The sequence below is a fragment of the Brevibacillus fortis genome (genome assembly GCF_046196545.1).
Taxonomy (GTDB): domain Bacteria; phylum Bacillota; class Bacilli; order Brevibacillales; family Brevibacillaceae; genus Brevibacillus; species Brevibacillus fortis_A.
The window spans coordinates 5,176,707-5,195,742 of sequence record NZ_CP176370.1; the positions used below are offsets into that span (position 1 = coordinate 5,176,707).

A 19,036-nucleotide genomic window follows, 5' to 3' on the forward strand; every position below is an offset into this window, starting at 1 on the left:
CCTAAGCCCTATGGGGTTATTTGGGTTTAGTTCCGCCCCAGAATGATTTCGGACTGCTGACCTTCCGCTCTTCCGCTTTCATTTTCCATATATTCGTTCGGCTCTTGACCGTCTGCGAATCAGACGATGATACGCTTACCGGTTTTCCGCACTCCTGCCATTCTTCCGGCCAAGGCAGTGGCTTCCGTATGGCGTCGCCTGAGCGCTCTTCCTGCCAAGATTCTATAACCGCATGAACATTGGTGCCTCCGTCGCCAAAACAGTTTATCGCCGCTGTTCGAACCGATTCACTCCAGTTCTTCGTTTCTCGGTGAAAGAAAAACGGGGACGCTTCCAAATCAAAATGCTGCATCGGGATCTCGCCCGATAAAAACGGTACAAACTGGTCATGATCGAGCATCAGCACAACCTTAATGAAGCTCGCAATCCCTTCGGCGCTTAGCGGGTGACCGATATTGGGCTTGATGGAGCCCAAGGCGATAGCGGCATTTCCACCGTTGCCATAAACCTGCTGGATCGTCTTGAGCTCCAACAGATCGGTTACTTCCGAGCCTGAGCCGTTCGTTTCGATATAAGAGACATCAGACGGATTTCTGCCGCTCTTCTTTAAGGCAGCGAGCATGACGTCCTTCTGCGCCTGCATATTTGGAGCCGCCGGCCCCGCGGTTCTCCCATCGTTATTTACGGCGATTCCCTTGATAACCGCGTAGATCCGGTCTCCGTCAGCCAGCGCCTGTTTCACTGTTTTTAACAGGACAACGCCGGCGCCTTCACTGAGTACAACGCCATCAGCCCGGCCGTCAAAGACGTGAAATGTCGAGCTTTTGCTCAGGATGCCGCGCTGACCGAATAGTTTGTGCGAGAAGTCGCTGTTCAGCAGACTGACCCCTCCCACCAATGCGGACACCGTATCCCCGCTCCGCAGGCTTTGAATGGCCATGCTCATCCCGGTCAAGGCAGAGGAACAGGCCGTATCGATCACCATGCTGGGACCCCTTAGGTCAAAGAAACGGGATATATTGGCAGCCAAGTAATTTTGGCCGACCGCGACGATCGGATTTCTCGTTTGAAGGAGCAGTTCCTCGCCCGGCCAATACTGGGTTCTGGCACCGATATAAACGCCAACGGCCTTTCCTTTTACGTCCGCACGGTTATATCCTGCGTGATGAAGCGCTTTCACACTTTCCTCCAAGATGAGCAGTGCCTGCGGATCCATCGCTCTGGCATCCTCGTCCGGAATATGAAAAAACGACGGATCGGCATGGCGAAGTTCATCCAGCAGCCCTGCATAATAAGGATGGGCGCTCCCCCATCGCTCCTTCGGAACCGGACGTATCGCGCTTCGTCCTTCCGAGAGCAGCGACCAATAATGAGTCAAGTCTTTCGCTCCTGGAAATCGGCTGGACATCCCGACGACCGCTATATCCTCCTCGCCGGTTCGTTCCTGATGAATGGACTGACGGGAGATCTCCGCTTCAGGCATTGAAGGAGCATCGCTAAAATCATGAATGGGCATTGACCGTTCATGCTCCTGGCACTCCTGGCTCCCCGACAGCAATGCCCGGTTCAGCGGCTCGCCGTATGAGGCCGTCAGCCAATCTGCGAGCGACTGAATGGTCGTATGCTCGTAAAGCACCGATGGGTCAATATCCTTGCCTACGGTGCGGCTTATGGTCCGTATTAATTGCGCCAATATGATCGAGTCTGCACCATAATCTTGAATCGGTATGTGAAGCTCCAGCTTGGATCGCTCAAGCTTCAATTCCGCTGCAAATAAATCCAACAGCCATGAACGTACGGCTCCCGGCAGCGATGCTTGTGACTCCAAGCGCACTTCCGATGGGCCGGAAGCGGGAGTCCGCGTGGTGAGGCTGCTTTCAAGCCGTCGCATAAGCAGACGCTCCGGCTGCCACTTGTCAGGTTGAACGACAGCAGGCAGAACGACCGCTCCCGGCGGCTTTGCAATCATATGATCGAGCAATCTCAGCCCTTCCCGGTCGGTCAGGCTATGCATACCGGTGGCAAGGAAGGCGCCGCTTTGCACCTCGCCCATGCCCGATTCTTTCCAGCTCGGCCATTGAATGCTGATAATGGGCTTTTGATTCGCATGAGCCTGCGCGAAATAATCCATAAAAGAATTGGCCATCGCATAATCGCTTTGTCCCGCAGCCAGCGATGGAACAGCCGCCGATACGGACGAGAATAGAGCAAAAAAGGCAAGCGGCTCATCCTTGAAACATTCCCATACGGACATTAAGCCTTCCACTTTCGGCTCCAATACCTGCCGTATAACAGAGGTTGGCTTATGAACAAAAGCTGGATACTCCCGATCGCCGACGCCCGCGCAGTGGATCACACCTCCTGCCGGTCCCCATTCATCTCGAATATCAAGAAGCGCCTGCTTTAGTGCACCGGTATCCGTTAGCGGGATGGCGAGCGTCCGCACGTCAGCCCCTATCTTCTCCAATTCCTTGACCAAACGGATCTTATTCGCCATTGGTGAAGTCTGGACCGCCTCGTATTCCCATGTTTCCCGGGGAGGCAGCGCTTCTCTCCCGAGCAGGACAAGCCTTTTCACGCCCATGGTTTCAACGTAATGGCGTGCACACAATGCACCTAGTCCCCGCGTTCCGCCGGTAATCCACAGCACATGCCCCTCCGGCCACGAAAACGGCTTGGCATTCTGTACCGTCTCTTGCTCCCGTAGGTATGCGCGGTAACGTACGGATTTGCGGTAACAAATTTCCGGCCACTCGCTGTTACAATGCAGTTCAGCAATCAATTGTTCCGCCCAGGCTTTACCATTATCTGAAGCATCCAGATCGACATGCCTGGAATGAATATTGGCGTATTCGCTTTGCAGCATACGGTATAGTCCGGCTCTGCAAGCTCCGGGTAATCGCACGGCATCGCTGCGGAATCGCTCAAGACCTTTCGTTACGCCGATCAATTTGATCCCTTTGCTTCGTCTTACATCTATTAGCCGCTGGAGCCAAGGCAATCCTTCCAGATTCCGATCCGCTTCGCTGCTGCAGCCTAAAAGGTCAATGCAAGCATCGAAATCCATCTCCTCGACCTCTCCCGCTGTCATCTCATCGAGTTGACGAGGATGAAGGACGACAGCGCCGGGAAGCCGGGATTTAAGCTCCATCGCAAGCTCGCGGGTTCCATCCTCAGTAACGATAGCGACTTTACCTGGCGATTCACCTTCGGCCGTTGCCTGCTCTTCTATCCATTCTTTGCAGAGCAAACGTGTCGTATCGGGCTTAAGGGAGTCTGCGGAAGCACCGCTTGAGACCTCAAGCCGTTCTCCCGGCACCCAATAGTGGTCCCGAGAGAACGGATATACCGGCAAATGGATACGACTTTGCATCTCGTCCCCGAATAATAAATCCCCGTCCAGGCTATAGCCTTGGCAGTATAACTCTGCCAGCGCGATCAATGCTCCCCGGAATTCACTCGAAGCCTTGTCCATAGACTGGATTTTATGAAGCCAATCGACCCTTTCCTGCTCCTTCGCCTTGTCGGCTTTAAACATCCGTTCTACTTGTCCGAACAAAATGTGCGGGGCAGACCGCTTCTCAGCCGCAGCCAACCAGGCTTCTACCGCTTCCTCCTTGCTGGAGGCAACGATTACGCAGCGATAAGCAAACGGCTGTCTGCCTTCGAGAAGCGTAAGGCAAATTTGTGATAATTCCACCGATGCAGGCTGGCTCGCCATGTAATGGCGCATATCTTCTATTCTCCGCAAAAGCGCATCTTCGCTCTTTGCTGAAAGGGGAAGCATATAATACGCTGTTTGACCGGAATTGCTGCTGTGCCGCTTCTCGTTGTAGCTCTGAAGGACGAAATGGGCGTTCGTACCGCTCATGCCGAACGCACTTACGGCACCGGTTAACGGCGCGCCTGAACTGGAACGCCATGGCCTCGGCTCGTGGTTCACATAAAACGGGCTCCCTTCAAATCGAATATAATCGTTTACCTTATCCATATGAAGACTTGCAGGTATCGTCTCATGACGGAACGCCTGGACGAGATTAACGAGGCCGACCAGGCCAGAAGCTGCGAAGCTATGACCAAAATTAGTTTTGGGAGAGGTTAACGCGCATGTACTTTCATTCAACGCTGCCCCTTTAAACGCTTCCTGAAGCGCGTGGATCTCGACAGGATCCCCCAGCTTTGTACCCGTTCCATGCGTAACGATATACTCGACCTGCTTTGGATTCACGCCGGCCTGCTCGTACACCGAACGGATGAGGCGGGCCTGTGCTGCTGCATTCGGCGCCGTAATTCCGTTCGTTTTGCCATCATAATTGATGCCGCTGCCGCGGATGACAGCATAAATCGGATCGCCATCTTTCTCCGCCAAAGACAATCTTTTCATCACGACGGCCACGACCGCCTCGCCCGGTACCATACCGTTCGCCCGGTTGTCAAAGGCATAGCATTTGCCGTCCGGCGAGAGCATGCCCGCTTCCCTCATCCCGTTCAAATACAACGGCGTCAGCATAAGGTTAACACCGGCAGCGATAGCCGTATCGCATTCACGGTTGCGAAGGCTGACACATGCCTGATGGGCGGCGACCAGCCCGGAGGAACAAGCGGTATTGATTGACATAACAGGTCCGCTCAGGTTAAGGAAGTACGAAAGGCGAGATGCCAGAATCGCATTGTTCGTGGATGTCACGCTGCCTGCCCCTTTAGCGATAAACTGGTAGTCGCCATCCTCGGCTCCGACAAATACGCCGATATTTCCTTCCCGCAGCTGCTTGCTCCCGTATCCTGCATCCTCCAGCGCTCGCATCGACTCCTGCAATAACAGTCGCTGCCTTGGATCCATCATCTCCGCCTCGCGCGGAGAGATTTCGAAGAAGGCAGGATCGAACTCGCTGACGCCCGGCACCCATCCGCACGTCCAGTTCTCACCGTTCATGAGAGTGCTTCGTTCTTCCGGCATCGGCTGAACCACATCGCGGCCTTCCCGGAGAATACGCCACATGTCTTCAACCGAACGGGCCTCAGGAAACCGTCCACTCATGCCGATAATCGCGATGGGCTCCGGAAATGGATGGCTTTGTGTTTCAACCGCAGCGGCGGGTTCTTCAATCGGTTTAGCTGGCTCCGTATGAACGGATTCCAGAGCAGCCGCTTCCTGATGAAAATCCAGTCCATCATCAGGACGAAGCTCATATCTGTCCTTGTAAAACCCGGTCAGCTCGTCACAATGCTCCCGCAAGTAAAAATGGATAAGCTTCTCCACGGTCGGATAGGAGAAGAAGACAGCTGGCGTAAGATCAATGTGGTAATGCTTTGTCAGCGATGAAGCCAGCTCGGCAAAGCTGATGGAATTGAAGCCGAAATCGGAAAAATACTGTTCCTTGTCGATCCGGTCAATCGGGATCGCTACTATTCGACTGATGTGCGCCTTCAGGTCTTCCTCCAGCAGCTGCTCTACATTCGACTCGGCACGTTCTGCCCGCTTCGCGATTGATGTCAACGGCTCCGCCTTCAGCGGCTTTACCGCTTCCTGTTCAGCTGCCGGCTCCAGACCTAGAGAGCGGCGGACGCTCTCCCGATTCCCAACCATCACAAGATGATTGGGCTCATCCTGTGCTAACAGAAGCTCAAGCAGCGCGATCCCCTGCTCGGCTTCCAAGGCACGCTGGCCGCTTGCTTGAAGATACATTTTCGTCATAGCCGGATCCCCGACACTCATGCCGCCATCCTTCCACAGCGGCCACTGAATGGAAACAATCGACCCACCATGTCGTCGATCTCCCCTGCGAACGCGGGAAGCCCGCTCCGCGTATGCGGTCATGAACCGGTTACCGACAGCGTAATCGCACGATCCGAAATCGCCCAGTACAGCGGATATCGAAGAAAAGTAAGCAACAAAATCAAGCTCGCGTTCTTCTTGAAGCAGCTCATCGAGCAGGAGCGTGCCGGTAATCTTCGGTTGTATGACTTCGTGGAATTGCTCCGTTTTCTTCTCCAGAATGCTACGGCCGCTTTCCGTACCGGCTGCATGGATAACGCCGTTTATGCTTCCCGATAAAGCAGCCCGAGCTTCAGCAAGTCCTTGCTTCATGGCGGCATAGTCACATACGTCCGCTTCGATCGCGAATACGGCGGCGCCTGCCGCTTCAAGCTTTTTCATCATCGATCTTTTGCGAGCATCAATGGATGACCGACCAGTCAGGATAAGCTTGGCCTGATACGTTTTGGCCAAATGCTCCGCAACGACCATGCCGATTCCGCCGAAGCCGCCTGTAATGAGATAAATGCCGCCCCGGCGGAATTTGGTCGCCTTCGGCTGAAGCTGGGTTTCGCGCACGGAACAAACATGCCGTTCTCCCCCTGCATATAAAGAGCTTCGCATCTTGTCCTGTCCAAGCTCCATCCACAACGACTCCCAAAGATTTCGACCCGAACTGCGTTCCGCCTGAAAACCGTCCGTAAAGAGATGAACAGACATCCGCACATCCTTCATAAGCGGGCCGATCGAACGCTCAAAGCCGATCCAAGACTCCGCATGGCAGCGTTCGATATCCGTGGAGCACACCGCCGCGGCCAGCAGCCTGATCGATGTAAGACCAGAGGCATGCATCCCTTGGATGAGAGCGGTTAGTTCGTCCGTCATTTGAGCTGAAGGCACTGTCTCCAAAGGCCATAAAAACAGAATGGCTTCTACCGCCTCTGTCCGGTTGACGTCCGCCAGCACACGTCCGAAGCCGGATGAATCCCACTTATCTATGGAATGCGGCCATGTATTCAACGCTCCGCCCTCGTAACGTGACACAAAAACCAGCTTCGTCTTCGGACTTAAGCGGTTAACGGCTTCCGTCAGCTCTAGTTGACGGTGTGAATCCGAAAGGAAGCAAACGACCGTCCGCGGCTGTTCACACAGCACTTCCTTCCATTCAGCCGACTGCCACGTTTCCTGAAACGTCATCACTTCAAAAGGGACCTTAACCGCATCCGGTTTAGAAGCAGCGAGCCAATAGCGTTCCTTGGCAAACGGATAAGTCGGCAGGCTCACCCTGCGCGGAGGTTTGCCGCCGTAGAGCTTCTGCCAATCGATTTCGAGCCCTTTCGTCCAAAGATCAAGCAGCTTGCTGTACTTTCCCTTGGCAAACCAGGCATCAATCGCCGTCTGCATATCATCGTCCGCAGCCAGTGCTTGAAACGAATTTCTTCCCCGCTTAACCTGTCCACGATAAATGCCGGGGCCGGCGCCATACATCCTGTACTGTTCCAGCTTTTCCTTTAGCTCCACAATTGACGCTGCGGTGAAGGCTAAACGTTCCTCCATTGCCTGCCGTCCAATCTGAAGCGTAAACGCAATACTTGCAAGCTCCTCATTCCGCCATGTCCTTGCCCCGATGGCTTCGGAGAACTGGCGGACGTTCGCTTCCAGACGCTCCTCGTTCATCGCGGATAAAACTATGATTGAAGCGTGCTGTGCCAAGTCCGGACGGTCTTCGGCCTTCTCTGTGAACTCTTGGACGACAAGATGGGCATTCGCTCCTCCGGCACCGAAGGAGGATATGCCGGCGATACGAGGATACGTGATCGTTTCCCCGTTCAAGACGACGACGGGCTGTTTCCATTCCGTCAGCCGCTGCTGCACCGCAAAAGGCGTCCGCTCGAAGGCGATATTCGGGTTCACTTCGTCCGCGTGCAAAGTCGGCGCAAGCTGTCCATGCTTCATTTGCATCAGCACCTTGGTCAGTCCCGCTATGCCGGCCGCGCTCTCACAGTGGCCGATATTCGATTTAACAGATCCGATCGCACAATAGCCATGTTCTCCGGTCAGCGGCGAGAATGCTCGTGTCAGCCCCTCGACTTCAATCGGGTCACCGAGCTCCGTTCCAGTACCATGAGCTTCGATATAGCTGACGGCACCCGGATGTACGCCAGACCGCTTTAATGCGTCTTGGATCAGTTGCGCTTGAGCGGAAGCGCTGGGTACCGTATAGCCGTTCGTCCGGCCGCCGGCATTCAGCATGCTTCCTTTTATGATGCCGTAAATATGATCGCCGTCCGCAATCGCCGCATGCAACGGCTTGAGGACAACCGCGCCTACACCCTCTCCATCGACGAATCCGTCGGCTTGTGCACCGAAGGATTTGCATTGATCGCCGGAGGAGAGCATATTCATCGAAGTTAGCCTCTTGTAGTGGACGGGATCTACGATCAAATTAACGCCGCCCGCAATCGCGCATTCGCTGGTACCGGAATAGATACTCTCAAGCGCAAGGTGGATCGCAGTGAGCGAGGAGGAGCATGCCGTATCGACAGCCAGGCTCGGCCCCTGGAAATTCATAAGATAAGATAGCCGGTTTGCAATGGACCAGAAATTCGCCCCAGTCGAATAATTGCCGTTCATTACCCCGACAAAAACACCAACCTTCCCGGAACGGCTTAGACGTTCCGGAGTATAACCGGCATCCTCTATACTCGCATAAGCGTTTTCCAAAAAAATCCGCTCTTGCGGATCCATTCGTTCGGCTTCCTTGGGCGCAATCTGAAAGAATAGTGGGTCGAATTTGTCGATATCGTCCAGGAATCCGCCCCATTTGCTATAGACAGCGCCCTCCTTGCCCCGCTCTTCGTCGTAGTAGAGTCTCCAATCCCACCGGTCGGATGGGATTTCGGTAATGCAATTTGTTCCGTGTTTAAGGTTTTCCCAGAACTGTTCTACATTCCGTGCCCCCGGATAACGTCCGGCCAAGCCGATGATCGCCACATCCTGTTTGCCTGCCGCTTCGCTCTCCGACATTTCGATAATCGCTTGCTGTTCGTTGATCGGCTCAAGTGCTGCTGGTTCCATATGACGATCTGGCGGTAGATTGCTATCGGGCACTTCTTGCGTATCGAAAATTGAGCTGCCTACTGCTTGTCTCTCCATTCCCGTGAAACGAAGCATCTCCTCCGGATGGGCTTGCAGCAAATAGTCGGCTAGCGCATTAATCGTTGAGTGCTCGAAAAATAGCGTACTGTTTATTTTGGCGAAATGAGGCCGGAGTGCTTCCGTAAGCTGCACGACTAGAATCGAATCGATTCCGTATGTCTCTAGCGACACGTATGTTTCCATGCGCTGGTATGGAATTTTCAGCGTTTCGCAGATGAGCGCCTTCAGTCGTTCTCTCCCCTTCTCGCGGAGCACCTCCTGGCTTTGTTCATCCTTTTGGGCGGGCAGTGTTGTAGGAGCAATCGGCTTCCGCTGGGGTTGTTCTTCTTCAGCGTTATCCGATGCATCCTCTTGACTTCGTATCCGGATTACACCGTTGCTTTCGGCTGCTATAATCTGCTGTCCAAGACCGTGTGAATGCTCAGCAGGGAAAAACACATCGAGGAAGCCCTCCTCCTCCAACAGCGAACGCCACGAATTGGGGGTCAAGCCCGGTGATCCCGGCATCCGAAGCTCTTGATCCTCATACAGCCACCAGCCTTCAAGCAGACCGAACGTCAGGTGGATGAACAGATTGCTGCTGCTCATTTCATTGAGGAGCAGCAGACCGCTGCGCTTCAGGACCGTCTTGACGCTTCGGATCGTTGTCTTCATATTTCGGGTTGCATGTAGCACATTGGTTGCAATCGCAAGATCGAATACGCCTTCCTCGAAGCCCTGCACCGCCGCCGGCTTCTGGGCATCATATAGACGATAGGTCAAAAACGGGTAATGCGGTCCGTACTCGTGCTGGGCATGAAGCAAAAACGCTTGAGAAATATCCGTATAGCAGTATTCTGCAATATGCTCCTGTAGCGGTTTAAGTCCGGCCAGCACCCGTGCGCTTGTTCCGCCCGTTCCTGCGCCGATTTCCAAAATGCGCAAGCGGACATCAGGATCTTCTTGAACCCGCTCCCTAATAAAAGCAAGCGTAAGATCCGATACGATCTTGTTGAAGTAATCCGCGATATGATTGTTTTTGTAGACACCCTCGACAAGCGTCATCGATCCGTTCGGGAATATAATATCCGTAGCGGCCGTATTTCCGCACAGCACCTGTGGAAGCGCTCGGAGTGCAGCGTCGACAAGGATCATTTGCGCGCCGGAATCCGGGTGATGCCTCCACTGCTCCAAATGCCGATCCCATTGGGCCCAGACGGCTGCATGATCTTCTTTCCGATTCGGATCGACGACGTATTCGCCGACAACCTCCGATATAAAGCCATAGCGAAGCAAATATTCGATGCTAGTCTCCAACCATCTGTCGTAAAGCCGAGATTGGCCCAGCAATCCGGCCAACTCCTCCTTGGATTGCCGCTCTCGGTTAAAGAAGCCGGCAGCTTGCAGCTGCACCCAAAGAAGCTTGACCAGAACCTCTTCTTCCAGGCGTTTCACATCCCGTATGCTCTCCTCCATATCGTTCACCTGACCGCTCCTTTCGTCCATTGCGATACACCCGACTTCCCTCTTATATCTGCGATCTTATCCGCCAGCTCCCTAAAGCTCCGGTGCCGGATGACCAGCTCCGGCGTTACATCTATTCCGAGCCGTTGATTGAGCATTTCCGTGAGTAAACCCATCTTAACCGGATCAAGGCCGTATTCCGCTAATTCCGCGTCGGGTTCTATGTCCTGTTCGTCGACCTTCAAGAACATTGCTGCCGCTTCCCTCACGAGAGACAGCACCTCTGCCCGCTGCTTCGCATCCGGGATGCTTCCCGTCTCTTCCTCTATAGGTCGTGCTGCAGATGAGAGGTCTTGAAAGGGAGCCGGAGCGAAGACACTTTTGATCCTGCTGATGACTGATCCGAAGCGTTCAGGCAGAACCGTTATATGCTGGGCTGCGGCGGTTTCCTCCATATGCAGCGGCTTGGTCGTTTTGACGAAACACAGTTGATTCACCTTCCCAGCAAGCAGTCTTTCCACGACGTCCATGGCTTCGTCCGGCTCGATGGACCCCATTCCGATCCGGGCCATTTTCTCGCGGAGAGCCTCGGTTGAAACCGTCCCCACACTTCCCCAATACCCCCAATTGATCGTCTTGACGGCACAAGACCATTCAGAGGCGAGCTTCGCTGCGAAAGCGTCGCTAAATGTACACCCGGCTGTGTAATTGCTCTGGCCAGGCGATTTCAGAAACGAATTAAAGGATGAAAAGAACAAAACAAAATCCAACTGTTCACGATTAAATACTTGAGCTGTTCTTACAGCTGTGTCGTTTTTGGCTGCATACCCCGCTTCAAACCGCTGCTCGTCCATTTTTGCCAAACTTTGATCGAGCAGGACGATCGCGGAGTGAACAATGCCATGAATACGCGTATACCGCGACTTTATCGTCTCGTAGGCCTCCTGGAGCGATGCCAAATTTGCCGCATCCGCCCGGATATAGGATGGCGCTGGTCCAAGATCCCCTAACCGTGCGATCTTAGCCCGAATGGCTTCATCCATCTCTCTGCGGCCAATCCACACGACTTGTGCTTGATAGGTACGGATCATATACTCGGTCCATACCTCGCCAATACCTCCGGCTCCCCCGACGACGACATAAACGCCGCCGTGTCGGTAAGCGGTACGCTCCATCGGCAAGCTTTTGACAGGAACCAGCATCTGCTTGTACCAACTGCCTTTTCGGTAGCCCCATGCGTTTCCCTTGGCATCCCTTGGCAGCGATGGCAGAACGTCTAACGGCAGTTCGTCCTTCAGGCCTATGTCAAATAGACGTACGCTCCAGCTCGGATATTCCTTCGCCATCGACCCGACCAAACCATGGACACCGGCATGTGCAAAGCCAGATGTTTCGCCTGTAAGAATCGGCTGAGCCTCCACGGTGATGATGGACCAGTGCAAGGACCTCGATCCGAAGCCGATTTCGAGCAGTGACTTTATGAGCCTAAATAGCTGGAATACCCCATCCTTTTGTTCGCTGATAATACCTTCGTCCCGCACGGTTTGAATCGGATGAACCGGCGAAATCCATATAATATGCTTCAGATCGTTATAGTTGCTCAGCTTCTGAGCCATATCCTCAATCGAAGCTTCGTTTTCAAACGACAGCAGCTGAGCCGCGGGATACCTGTGGTTGATTTGATTTATTTGTTCTGGCGTTCCGCCGATCACGATGTCGGCATCCGGAACATGCTGCAGGGCTGGTGCTTCGCTGAATGCGGCAAGTTCCCAGGTAGGAAGCAGCAGCAATCCATCAGGTAATCGGTGAGAACCATCAGTCTCGGCTTGATGGGGGTTAAAGCTCCAGGCCCCTGATTTCCCTGCACTCTTGGTTGTCATTCCCCGCATGGCCGCACAAACATAGCCTTCCTCGTCACACAAATCGATATCGAAGACGCGCAGCAAATCTCCTGAAGCTCCTGTTTTCCTTATACGGGTGACCGCCCACATCACTGAAGGACAAGGACGGTAGACCGTAAGCTCCTGAATCGCAAATGGCACATAGGGCCCGTTTGCCTCAGCGTCGATTTGGCGTCCATGACTGTGCAGGGCGAAGCCGATCGTGGACTGAGCGGCAGCGTCGAGCAATACCGGATTGCATCCAATCCACTGCGTCTCGTCACTCATCGCGGCCGGCAAATGAATCTTAGCGATCGCACAATCTTCGCCGATTTCAATCGTCTTTACTGCTCTATAACTTGGACCATATGCAATTCCCATATTTTCGAAAGCTCCGTAGCACGTTTCCGTATCCAGCTTTGCGACCGAGCATTGGGCGCGAATGGCCTGCACGTCCAGCTGAGGATGGACAGAAGCCGCATGAATAACAGCTGTCCCTTTGCTATAAATCGGGCCTTCATCCGCATCAGCCTTCGAAGGTTCTGCCAGAATACAAAATGAAACTTGGTTGTCACCCTCCTGCGTTAAGGAAACATGAATGTGTCCGGCCGTCTCTTTCGCAATAAAAGGCCGCAGCCATACCACATTTTCCAGCGTAATGGCCTGTCCCTTATCCACGTAATCAGTCGCAAGCTCGACTGCAGCGCGGGCCATCTCAAGGAAGGCCATTCCTGGCATGATAGGCTGTCCGGCGACAACATGGTCTCGCAGCAGCGTGTCCTCATTTGTAAAAGAAGCGCTGAACCGGGTCTTTCCTAACACCGACGTATTTCTGTGCACAAGCGGATGAAGACGCTCAGTCGAAATCTTCGTATGGAGCGCTTCCCGGTCCGATGCCTTTGCTTCAAGCCAGTACCGCTCCTTCGCAAACGGATAGGTCGGCATGTGGATGCGCTTCCCCCCGTTCACCAAAGGCAGCGCTTGTAAGCCCTGCACCCACTTCTTTGCTGCATCGGCAAGCTTTACCTCTTGAGAGGAACCGGTCTCATGCTCCGATAGCAGTTCTTCGCTTGATGCGAGCGCATTCCTTATTTGCCGCCTGTTTACTTTCCCAGAGAATACAAAAGAAGAAGGCCTCCGCAGCAAATGGTCCTCCATTGCCTGCAGTAGCTCCTCCCTCGTGTTTGCCGTGAACGCCGCACGGACATCCATCTCTTCCCTCCCCGCTTGCAGCGTCAACGCCACATCTGACAAACAGATGTCTGTTTCCCGCAGAAGGAAGGCTTTAAGGGATGCGACAGCGTCGTCCAGCTGATCTTCGGTCTTGGCCGATACCGGGAATAATAGCGGTTGATCCATAGGTGGGGCCGAATGTCCGGGCGATTCCGGATTGTATTCCTCAATGACCATATAGGCGTTCGTTCCGCTAAACCCGAAGGAGCTGACGGAGGCCCGTCGAATGCCAGATTCGATCTCCCACTTCTTCAAGGACGTGTTTACAAAGAAGGGGCTTCCATCAAGTCGGATATGCTCATTCAAGGAATCGAAATGAATGGTTGGCGGCAGCATACGGTGCTTAAGCGACTGTACAACCTTGATGACGCCCGATACGCCGGATGCCGCGAGCAAATGACCGATATTGCTCTTAATGGAACCGAGTGCGCAGTAGCCCTTCTTGTCCGTATATGCGGCGAACGATGCCGTAAGGGCTTCGACCTCGATCGGATCGCCGAGCTTTGTTCCTGTACCATGTGCTTCGACAAGCGAAATGGTCTCCGGGTTAATGCCGAATTTATCAAAGACGGATTTCTCCAGCTCTTCCTGGGAAGCGGCGCTGGGCGCTGTAATTCCGTTTGTCTTCCCGTCCTGATTAACACCCCAGCCGCGTATGACGGCATAAATCGGGTCTTTGTCGCGGACCGCGTCGGACAGCCGCTTAAGCAGCAGCACGCCCGTACCTTCCCCCGGAACGAATCCGTTCGCCCTGTTATCGAACGTATAGCAGCGCCCATCCTTGGACAGCATCCCGGATTTGCTCGTCATAATATGCATGGCCGGTCCGCTCATGACATTAACGCCGCCGGCCAACGCCATGTCGCAATTGTCCAGGAGCAAGCTACTGCAAGCCTCTGAAATCGCGACAAGCGATGAGGAGCAAGCGGTGTCGATCGCCATGCAGGGACCCTTCAAATTCAGTAGGTAGGAGATGCGTGCGCTTAAAATGGAAACCGAGGTCCCCATCAAATTTTGCGCATGGAGCTCTTCTCCACTATCCATACGTCCGTAATCGCCGGTGCCACATCCGGCAAAGACCCCGCAGCGGCTGCCAGACAAGTCGGACGGACGCAGTCCGGCATTCTCGATGCATGCCCAGCTGTTCGCCAGGAATAGCCGCTGCTGCGGATCCATGTATTCCGCTTCCACGGGCGATATTTGGAAAAATAACGGATCAAATTTGTCTGCATCCTCCAAGACGCCCATCCATTTCGAATATGTTTTGCCCGGCTTCTTCGGATCGGGATCGTAGTATCGCTCGAGAGGCCAGCGTTCTACAGGAATCTCGGATACGCAATCTTCACCTTTGCAAATGTTGTCCCATAATTCGTCAATATTAGCGCCCTTGGGGAATTGGCCTGACATCCCGATGATGGCAATGCCATCCATATCGGGCGATTTCCGGCTTTTCTCCTTGGGCATATCTTCCTGGCTACGGACGGCCACTTGTGCACTGTGCAATCCAAAGGATTCCTGCCTCTGACTTTTCTGCCTTCGCATCCGCTCGATCAGCTCGTCGGTCTGGTCCGTCATGTCCTCCGCCGTACGGCTTATGACGACTTTGCCAATATGCTGTCCGCGGCTGACATATTCAAGTGCCTCTTGAATTCGCTGAAAGGGGTAAATCCTGGACACAATGGGTACGATTTTCTCCGTTTGAAGCAGGTCAACCATCACATGGAGCAATTCCTTGTTAAATCCCTTTTGGGCACTTAACCGCCGTAAATCAATGCTATGAATTGTTTGGTTATGTACAAGTCCGGAAAGATCCAGATTTCCGCTCGTCTTCAGCGCATGCACGGCCAGCTCCAGGTAGCGGCCTGAAGGGGCCAAACAATTCAAGCCCTTCTGAATCGCGTCCCCGGACAGCATATTAAGCACAACATCAACCCCGCGGCCATTGGTTAAGGAGGCGATTTCCCGATCAAAGGGCGAGGCGCTGTAATGGATCGCCGCAGTAACGCCAAGCCTATCAAGCAGGGCGAGCTTATCGGCTTTGCTGCTCGTGCCGTAAATCTTGCAGCCTTTCAAATTCGCCAGCTGCAGGGCGATAAGGCCGCAGCCGCCTGTCGCCGTCTGAATGAGCACCTGCTCGCCGGGCGCAAGCTTCCCTGTCTCGAAAGCGTGATAAACTGTGGAGAAAACAACAGGCAAGCTGCACCCTTCTTCAAACGTTATGTTGACAGGCTTCCGGACGGCATTAGCGGCGGCAACGTTCACTTCGCTGGCATGGCCGCCCAGCTGCCTGCCTGTAAGAGCGATGACCTCATCGCCGATCTGGAAGTCCTCTACGCCTTTGCCGATGCGTGTGACGATTCCGGCTACTTCAAACCCCGGCACGAATGGATAGTCGGGCATCGTCGGATATAGCCCGTTTACGCACATGATATCCGGAAAATTAACCGCCGACGCCATGACTTGTATCGTCATTTCACCAAAGCCGGGCTCCGATACAGACCATGGCCGCAAAGAAACCTCGCTGATGTGATGAACGTTCGACACAACCAGGCCGGCAGAATCCGATTTCGCTGACTGCTGGCTGTCGACTTTCAATCCCGCCTTCTCCGGTTCCGGACTGCGGGAATCAGCATGGTCTGCTGAAGACGGGGTTTTCCTCCCGTCTCCAGCCTTCAGCGCCATAATTCGATGCTTAGCATCTTCAGAACTAACCTCTCCCGCTTGCAAAGCGCGAAGTATCTCTTGAATATTCACCCTCACACCCCCTGCCTGTTCGCTATTTACCAAATAAGGACAGAATCTTGTCCCGAACTTCTGTCTGATGGAAGGTTTGCTCATGCATCGCGACTTCTTTCGCAATATAATTCGGGAGCTCGGCTCGCACCGTCTCAACCAGATGGTCCTTCAAAGTAACCAACGAAAGGCGCGGCTTTTCCGCGAGCTGCCGCGCCAGCTCCAGAGCATGGCTCATCACTTGATCCCGGGGAAGGACTGCGAAAGGCACGCCTCTCTTCTCCAGATCCGCCCCGCGGTAATTGCTACCGCAGAGCAGCATTTCATTGCCCAGGCTCAATCCCAGCTTTCGCGGCAAGATGTACGTTGCGCCCATTCCCGGTGTGAAGCCGTATTTCATGAAATTGGCCGTATAGACACTCTCACGGCTCATGACAACAAAATCGGCAAACAATCCGATCACAAACCCGCCTCCGATCGCATGGCCCTGCATAGCGGATATGACGGGAACCGGACATTCCAACGCAAGGCTGTAAATGTTGCTGTCCGTAAATTTCAATTGCCCTTCGAAAATGGCAAGCAAAGCTTCTTGCGTCCCGCCGGAAGCAAAATAAGTATCATACCCGGTCAAAATAACGGCTTTATACCGCTCTGTTTCCTTTACAGTTAGGAAAGCATGCGCCAAACCCTTTACCAGGTCGTCGGAGAACGTGTTTTTGTATACGCGGTCCTGCATTGTGATCAGTGCGATACCCGGCTCGATTTCACGCAGCTCTACAACCGGTTGCATTACACATCAACCTTCCCATGGAAATTGGCCTTTATTGACAAAATTATAGATAGCTACGAGCGTATCCGGGTCGGCAAACATGGTTTGATTCGCAGTTATTGCCAGCTCCCTGCCTTCCCGGATTAAAGGCTGCAACTCAATCATATAGCGTTTGTACTTCGCAATCCCTGCCTTCGGCAGACGCTTCAATCGAAGCAGATGACGGCGCAGCAGCGACTCGCTTTCCGGCTCCCAGGCATCGATCAACCCCCAGCGGAGTGCGGTTTCCGCATCGAAGGCCTGCGTCATCAGCGTCATATAATGCGCGCGCTGCATGCCCGTTTTTTGAATAAGAAACGGCATCACACAAGCGGGATACAGGCCGAACAGCAGCTCGGACAGGCTGAATTGGGCCGTCCCGTCCGCCAGAACGACATCGCTTGCGGCGATAAAGCCAAGCCCCCCGGCATTTGCCTTACCCTTGACGTGAGAAAGAACGATGTACGGTCCGGTGCGCATTCTCATCCATAACGCATACAGAGGTTCAGGATTGCTTCGTATGGATCGGCCTTCTGCCATATGGGCGTGAATCTCCTGGAAATCTGCGCCCGTGCAGAATACATGAGGCAGACCTTCCAGCACGACAACCGTCACTTCTTCCTCGCATTGGTCCAGCACGCAGCCCAGTTCCTCGACAAGCTGGTCATTGATCGCGTTGTCCGCTTCGGGCCGGTGCAGTTTGATAAAGCATACGGTTCCCTGATATCGAACATGTAGCGTCTTAAACTCCATTACAGCCACCTGTAAATCCGATGGAAGTCCCGGATCTCTTCCAGGTAGAGCCGCTGCTCGCCCCGTACAGATGCGGGAATCCCTTGCAAGTCGAGCTTCGCGTTACGAGTTCCAAACCGGATGCCGTGACCGCTTCTCAGCATCGCTTCATATTCGTCAAAGCCGAGCAGACGTCGCTCCTGCAGACGTTCGCTTAGCTTGAATTTACGCAGTGCCTCCTGGCTTTGACTTGTGGCGACACCGCTGTAAAATTCCGAGCAGCAGCCGGAGCCGTACGAATAACAGCCGATCCGCTTGGGCGTATCAAATGTCCCATGCTCGATTAGGCCCGCCAGTGACAGGAAAACGGTGCCGCCCATGATATTGCCGACACGCTGGCAAAATCGAATGCCAGGAAGTACACGTTGATTAAAGTCCGCGTCGATCTCCGGCGCTTTGGCCTTCGCGATTCTTCGCATCATCGTGCGATGCGCGCCCTTCACCATACCGCCGAAGGGAGTATGAAACGCTAAATATTGAAACGTATCTTTATAGTCGGCTTCAGGCACCCGCGATTTGTAGGCCATAAAGGTTTGTTCGCAGCAATCCAAATACGTGGACAGCGACAAATCGGAATTGCCTGCTTCGCTGTCCGGCATCGGACGGCACGTATCCATCACTTCATAACCGTAATAACCGCTCGCGCCCGTATCGATTTGGAAGACATACGGTGTATCGCTGACCAGAAGGGCAACAGCTCCAGCTCCCGCACTTAGCTCTGCATAGGACCAGTCTTCGGTCAGCGAGCTCCCGCCCTCAGCCACGAAAAAACGAGATATGTCCGTAGCGATCACCAGCGCCTTGGCCCCCGGGGATGTGCCGGAGAGAATAAAATTAACTGCGGCATGCAGGCCTGCTGTTCCCGAATAGCAGGCCTGCTTGATTTCGTACATCCGGCAGCGGTGGTTTAAGCCGAGATAATGATGGATATACGTGCTCATCGATTTGCCGAAATCAATACCGGATTCCGTGCAGGTAATCACCAGTTCGATCCGGTTCCGCTCTTCTTCAGACAGCGAATCCACGATCGGCTTCGCGGCATTGACACCAAACGTAATTGGGTCCTCGTAAGGCAAGGCAACGGTTTTCTCGAGCATCATCAGATTCTCGAACCGGGCATTATCCAATTGACGCCTTGCTGCAAGTTCCGGGACATCCAAAAAAGCAGTGCCGCCAAAAACATTCATCGCTTCTATTCCAACTTGAGTCAAGGCCATTCTCCTTCTCCGTTCG

Annotated in this window: 5 protein-coding genes; all 5 read right to left on the bottom strand. The window is 53.8% G+C overall.

What is annotated here, in order from left to right:
* Positions 1-16: 16 nt before the first annotated feature.
* The 5 genes from ACKKE8_RS25335 to ACKKE8_RS25355 are packed head-to-tail and all read right to left on the bottom strand — an operon-like array spanning position 17 to position 19,014.
* Positions 17-10,378: an SDR family NAD(P)-dependent oxidoreductase gene (locus tag ACKKE8_RS25335; RefSeq protein ID WP_409175452.1), complete on the bottom strand. Its 10,362-nt coding sequence runs from the start codon at positions 10,376-10,378 to the stop codon at positions 17-19.
* Complete coding sequence (locus ACKKE8_RS25340) at positions 10,375-16,224, bottom strand: SDR family NAD(P)-dependent oxidoreductase (protein WP_409175453.1); 5,850 nt, start codon at positions 16,222-16,224, stop codon at positions 10,375-10,377. Before ACKKE8_RS25340 ends, ACKKE8_RS25335 begins: the two co-directional genes overlap by 4 nt.
* A gap of 22 nt (positions 16,225-16,246) precedes the next feature.
* Positions 16,247-16,993: a polyketide synthase gene (locus ACKKE8_RS25345; protein ID WP_409175454.1), complete on the bottom strand. Its 747-nt coding sequence runs from the start codon at positions 16,991-16,993 to the stop codon at positions 16,247-16,249.
* A gap of 6 nt (positions 16,994-16,999) precedes the next feature.
* Positions 17,000-17,764, bottom strand: coding sequence for an enoyl-CoA hydratase/isomerase (locus ACKKE8_RS25350; protein WP_409175455.1), 765 nt, complete (start codon positions 17,762-17,764; stop codon positions 17,000-17,002).
* On the bottom strand, positions 17,764-19,014 hold the full coding sequence (locus ACKKE8_RS25355) for a hydroxymethylglutaryl-CoA synthase family protein (RefSeq protein ID WP_409175456.1): 1,251 nt from the start codon (positions 19,012-19,014) through the stop codon (positions 17,764-17,766). Before ACKKE8_RS25355 ends, ACKKE8_RS25350 begins: the two co-directional genes overlap by 1 nt.
* Positions 19,015-19,036: the final 22 nt, after the last annotated feature.

What these genes read in the sequence shown, in the direction of transcription:
- ACKKE8_RS25350 (WP_409175455.1), bottom strand. Translation starts at nt 17,764, where the DNA reads ATGGAGTTTAAGACGCTACATGTTCGATATCAGGGAACCGTATGCTTT.
- ACKKE8_RS25345 (WP_409175454.1), bottom strand. Translation starts at nt 16,993, where the DNA reads ATGCAACCGGTTGTAGAGCTGCGTGAAATCGAGCCGGGTATCGCACTG.